This is a genomic window from Candidatus Aquicultor sp. (assembly GCF_054640775.1).
Window position 1 is genome coordinate 1 of sequence record NZ_JBTSLF010000172.1, and the last position, 5,221, is coordinate 5,221.

General features: G+C 54.0%; 7 protein-coding genes. All 7 read left to right on the forward strand.

Annotated elements, in window-relative coordinates:
* Nucleotides 1-1,221 (forward strand): molybdopterin molybdotransferase MoeA (locus ACYC56_RS11900; RefSeq protein ID WP_461374398.1); only part of this gene is annotated, 1,221 nt, incomplete at its 5' end.
* A gap of 252 nt (nucleotides 1,222-1,473) precedes the next feature.
* Complete coding sequence (locus tag ACYC56_RS11905) at nucleotides 1,474-1,656, forward strand: hypothetical protein (protein ID WP_461374399.1); 183 nt, start codon at nucleotides 1,474-1,476, stop codon at nucleotides 1,654-1,656.
* On the forward strand, nucleotides 1,653-2,171 hold the full coding sequence (gene mobB, locus ACYC56_RS11910; protein WP_461374400.1) for a molybdopterin-guanine dinucleotide biosynthesis protein B: 519 nt from the start codon (nucleotides 1,653-1,655) through the stop codon (nucleotides 2,169-2,171). The genes ACYC56_RS11905 and mobB overlap by 4 nt, the downstream gene beginning before the upstream one ends.
* Nucleotides 2,152-3,123 carry a GTP 3',8-cyclase MoaA gene (moaA, locus tag ACYC56_RS11915; protein ID WP_461374401.1) on the forward strand — a complete coding sequence of 324 codons (972 nt, stop codon included), beginning with the start codon at nucleotides 2,152-2,154 and terminating at the stop codon, nucleotides 3,121-3,123. Before mobB ends, moaA begins: the two co-directional genes overlap by 20 nt.
* Before the next feature lie 6 nt (nucleotides 3,124-3,129).
* On the forward strand, nucleotides 3,130-3,627 hold the full coding sequence (gene moaC / locus ACYC56_RS11920) for a cyclic pyranopterin monophosphate synthase MoaC (protein WP_461374402.1): 498 nt from the start codon (nucleotides 3,130-3,132) through the stop codon (nucleotides 3,625-3,627).
* 143 nt (nucleotides 3,628-3,770) lie between these two features.
* A complete protein-coding gene (locus ACYC56_RS11925) occupies nucleotides 3,771-4,223 on the forward strand; it encodes an MOSC domain-containing protein (RefSeq protein ID WP_461374403.1) in 453 nt (150 codons plus the stop codon).
* Nucleotides 4,224-4,232: 9 nt separating this feature from the next.
* Nucleotides 4,233-4,769, forward strand: coding sequence for a MogA/MoaB family molybdenum cofactor biosynthesis protein (locus ACYC56_RS11930; RefSeq protein WP_461374404.1), 537 nt, complete (start codon nucleotides 4,233-4,235; stop codon nucleotides 4,767-4,769).
* The last annotated feature ends 452 nt before the right edge of the window (nucleotides 4,770-5,221 follow it).

Here is a 5,221-nt window from a genome sequence, read left to right on the forward strand (position 1 = left end):
AGATTGATCAGTGTTGAAGAGGCGAGGGAGATCATCCTTAGTAAAATAGAGAGGCTTTCGACCGAGGAGGTGCCCATCCTGGATTCTCTGGGGAGGGTGCTTGACGAGGATATTCTTGCCGAAGCCGATATCCCGCCGTTTAACAACTCGGCGATGGACGGCTACGCGGTTCGTTTCGAGGACACCTCGAGCGCGTGGCCCGGCGAGCCGACCGAGCTTAAGGTGCTCGGCGATCTTGCCGCGGGCTATGTGCCTGAGACCGCTATCGGCAAGGGCGAAGCGCTTCGCATCATGACGGGCGCCCAGATGCCCGAAGGCGCCGACGCGGTCGTCATGGTCGAAAACACCGAGCGCACCGATGGCGGTGTATTGCTCTTTGCGCCAGTCAGGCCGGGTGAGAACGTGCGCTTTGCCGGTGAGGATATAAAGAAAGGCGAAGTCGCACTGAAGCGCGGCAAGAAGATCATCCCCGGGGATATCGGGATGATGGCGAGTGTCGGCAAGGCGCGTGTTAAGGTCGTTCGTAAACCGGTCGTCGCCATTATCACCACCGGTGACGAGCTGGTCGAAATCGACGAGCCGCTGGTTCCCGGAAAGATTCGAAATAGCAACGCCTACTCGATTGCGGCGCAGGTGCTCGATGCCGGTTGTATCCCGAATATGCTCGGAATCGCAAAGGACACCAAAGAAGACCTGCTCGCTAAGGTCGATGAGGCCACGGGTGCGGACATGATCATTACCACCGGCGGCGTTTCAGTCGGTGATTACGACTTTGTAAAAGATATTTTGAACCAGGCGGGCGAGATGGTCTTCTGGCAGGTCGCCATGAAACCGGGCAAACCGCTCGCCTTCGGCATCGTTGAAGGGGTGCCGCTAATCGGGCTGCCCGGATATCCGACGTCTTCGATGGTAAGCTTCGAGCAGTTCGCACGCCCCGCGCTCTTGGCGATGAGCGGGCGCACGGATATCTCACGGATGACGGTCGAGGCGACCTTTACCGACCCCTCGTTCACAAATCGGACCGGGCGGCGCAATATGGTGCGCGTCATCGTCGAAAAATCGGACGGCGGTTTTAACGTCCGCCTGAGCGGCTCCCAAAAATCCGGCAGCCTTAGACCGATGACTCTCGCCAACGGCCTGATGGTCATTCCGGAAGATGTCGAGGAGATCAAGGCCGGAGATAAAGTCACGGTGGAATTGTTCGAGCCGATTGTTGGTTAGGTGAACGGTTGTTGGTAGAAGACTGGGTTTTAGTAGGCAGTAAGGAGTATGCAGTAAGCAGCATGAAGATACGAGAGAGAGGGTTATAAGGAAGACTATTGCTAGGTGTCATTCTGAGCAATAGCGAAGAATCTCGGGTGCAGTACGCATGGTTGTCACTTATCAGCGTCTAGGCGTAACTTAAGCTACTTTAAGAAGAAGGTTTTATTCTGCTTACTGCCTACTGCATACTGTTTTTTTTAGGGGGTTCTAATGGATATATCAAAAGAAGAGCTACTTCAGAAGATAAAAGCGGCATCTAAAGATAACAGGATTTCGTGTACGGTGGCTCGCAAGGTGGGCGACGAGCTTGGGGTGCCGCTTCGCCAAGTCGGGGATGCGTGCGACGAGCTTGGGATTAAGATTTTTGCCTGTGAGCTGGGGTGCTTTAAATGATACCGGTTATATCGGTGGTCGGTAAATCCAACGCCGGCAAGACGACCTTTCTGGTTGGGCTCATAGCGGAACTGAAGAAGCGCGGGTGGCGTGTGGCGGTTATCAAGCACAACGTCCATGACTTTGAGATCGACCATCCCGGCAAGGACACCTACCGGCATGCCGGGGCGGGCGCCGATGTCGTCGCCATCGCATCGCCGCATAAGATGGCGGTCGTCAAGAAACTCGAAGCGGAGATGTCGGTACAGGACGTCATTGCCGCAATCGGGCCGGGCTACGACATTATCCTCACTGAAGGATATAAACGAGGGCCGTATCCCAAGGTCGAAGTCTCGCGCAAAGCGGTTTCCGAGGAACTTCTAAGTAGCGAGATGGAGCTGGTCGCAGTGGTTACGGACAACATCTTCCCGGTTGACCGGCCGCATTTTGCCCTGGATGACGCATTCGGGGTGGCGGATTTGCTCGAAGACGAATTTATAAAGACAAAGGGTAAACATGGACGCGCTTTACGATAACTATAATCGCAAAATCGACTATTTAAGAATATCGGTAACGGACAGGTGCAACCTGCGCTGCTTCTACTGCATGCCCGAAGAGGGGATTATCCCTAAACCGCACGATGAGATACTTTCGTATGAGGAAATCAAGCGGTTTGCAGAAGCAGCGGTCGCTGCCGGCATCACAAAAATCCGCCTTACCGGTGGAGAGCCCCTGGTGAGAAGGGATATCGTCAAGCTGGTGCAGATGCTTGCCAATATCCGGGGCTTAAGCGACCTCTCGCTCACCACAAACGGAATCCTGCTGCCTCATTACGCAGGGGATTTAAAGAAGGCGGGGCTGAAGCGCGTAAACATCAGCATCGACAGCCTCGACCCTGCCATCTATCAAAAACTCACCCGCCTTGGCGGTGTAGAGAAGGCGCTTGCGGGGGTCAAGGCGGCGCTTGAGACGGGGTTTCATCCGGTAAAGATTAACACTGTTTTGATAAAGGGGATCAATGATGATCCCAGAGACTTCGTCTCATTGATTCACGAGTACCCTGTGCATGTGCGCTTTATCGAGTTCATGCCGGTCGGCGATTGGAATCCGGAGTTCTATCTCTCGATTGACGAATTAAAGCAGAAGATGGGCCGTTATGGGATGCTTGAGCCGGTCGAAGGCCCGGAAGGGGCGGGTCCGGCTCAGTATGCGACGTATAAAGGCGCGCTCGGCACGCTGGGGTTTATCAGCCCGATCAGCAACCATTTCTGTCCGAGCTGCAACCGTCTGCGGCTTACACCGGACGGCAAACTCAGGACCTGCCTGTTCTCGGACGCCGAGTTCGACGTGCGTCCGATTCTGCGGGGCGCCACGAGCGAGCAGGAAATCGCGGCTTTTATCCGAACTGTTACAGAAAGCAAACCGGAGCGGCACAGCGCCGGTGCACAAGAAAAACTGGCGCGTTTGATGTGCCAGATTGGGGGCTAACGAAGTATGGCGGATCGCTGGAGAATCGTAGAAGAAGAGCTTAAAGCCTTGACGCATTTTAATAAAGAGGGCCGTGCGAAGATGGTCGATGTCAGCGGCAAAGATGTCACAGCGCGGCAGGCTATCGCCCGCGGTATCGTTAAGATGAAAGCCGAGACCCTGGAACTCATCCAGGAGGGCGGTATCAAAAAAGGGGATGTGCTGGCGGTGGCGCAAGTCGCCGGCATTATGGGGGCCAAGAAGACGCCCGACCTCATCCCGATGTGCCACCCTATCCAGGTGACCGGCGTCGATATAAGGTTTTCGGTGTTAAGCGACACGGAACTCGGCATCATCGCCACAGTCCGCACCATGGATAGGACCGGCGTCGAGATGGAGGCGCTCACCGCTGTTACTACTGCAGCGCTCACCGTCTATGATATGTGCAAAGCCGTCGACAAAACGATGATGATAAGCGATATCGAGCTGGTTGAGAAAACCGGCGGGAAAAGCGACAAAAGATAGGGTCTAGAGTGCAAGGAAGAAGCCAGGAGTCAGGAGCCAGAATCCAGAATAAGAGCATTGTGGGTCTAGGGCGTTGGTCTGGGGATTTGGGTCTAGAGCGAGGGTTTTTTAGAAATATCTTTTAAATGAGGTTGAATTGGGATATGCAAAGTCAGAACGGAAAAGGGGAAATCGTCTCCGTTAATATAAGCCCGAAGAAGGGCATGAGGAAAAAGCCTGTTGGAGACGCCGATGTATTGGTGGACCACGGGCTCAAGGATGATGCGCACGCGGCGGATTGGCACCGGCAGGTGAGCCTTCTCGCGCAGGAGAGCGTCGACAAGATGGTCGCGATGGGGCTAAAGGTCGGGCCCGGTGATTTTGCCGAGAACCTGACGACTTCAGGCATCGATCTTTTGGCGCTGCCGATCGGCTCCAGGCTTAAAGTGGGAGCGGATATAGTTTTAGAGGTCACACAAATCGGGAAAGAATGCCATACCCGCTGTGCGATTTACCGCCAGGCCGGAGACTGCGTTATGCCGAAGGAAGGCATCTTCGCCAAGGTCATCCACGGTGGCACTGTACATGCGGGCGATGTAATCAAAGTTGAGGGGTAGAGATATAGTGTGGGCACGAAACTGGAAGGCGTAAGAGTAGCGATACTTACCATGAGCGATAAAGGCGCGAGCGGGGAGCGCGTGGATACGAGCGGCCTCGAGATACGCTCGATTGTCGAGGCGGAGGGCGCAACGGTTATGTTTTACGAAGTCATCCCCGATGAGCAATACGAGATCGAGGAGCGTTTGGTGCGCCTTGTCGACTTTGAGGACGCGGACCTTATCCTCACCACCGGCGGCACCGGGTTTGCCCCACGCGATGTGACGCCTGAGTCGACGCTTGCGGTAATAGAGAGAAATGTTCCCGGTTTTGTCGAGGCAATCCGGCACGCGAGCCTTAAAATCACTCCGCACGCGATGCTTTCACGCGCTGTCAGCGGAATACGCGCTCAGACGCTTATCGTCAACCTGCCCGGCAGTCCTAAAGCCGTGCGCGAATCGCTGCAGGTCGTCATGCCTGCACTTCCCCATGGGCTGCAAATCCTCAAATGCCAGACCGGGGAATGCGCCACTACCACACAGACCGAGGATGACGTTGATATATAATATGTAGCACACGTGTTACAATTTGCAGCTAAACTTCGGTTGGAACCACCCGATAGAAACATAACGAATATGGTAGAATCTTATGAATGTGTCTAAGAACATCTTTGCACATCATATAGAGCTTGGAGAGCTTGGTTTAGGTAGTGGTTTAGGCAGTGGTTTGGATATTGCTTAAAAACCGAGGTCGCACTATAATGTTCAGGCGAGTCAACACGAAGATTTAGATGATATAGATATGAGTAAGATCTAAATCAAATCAGAAGAGTGGTGTAAATGAAGCTAATCGTAACTGAGAAGAATATAGCAGCTGAACGAATCGCCAAGATTCTAGCGGGCGGAAAAGTGAAGACGGAGAAGAGCTACACGATCCCGGTCTATAAGTTTGCCGCAAACGGCAGCGAGACCGCGGTTATCGGACTTAAGGGGCATATTCTCAAAGTCGATTTTCCTGC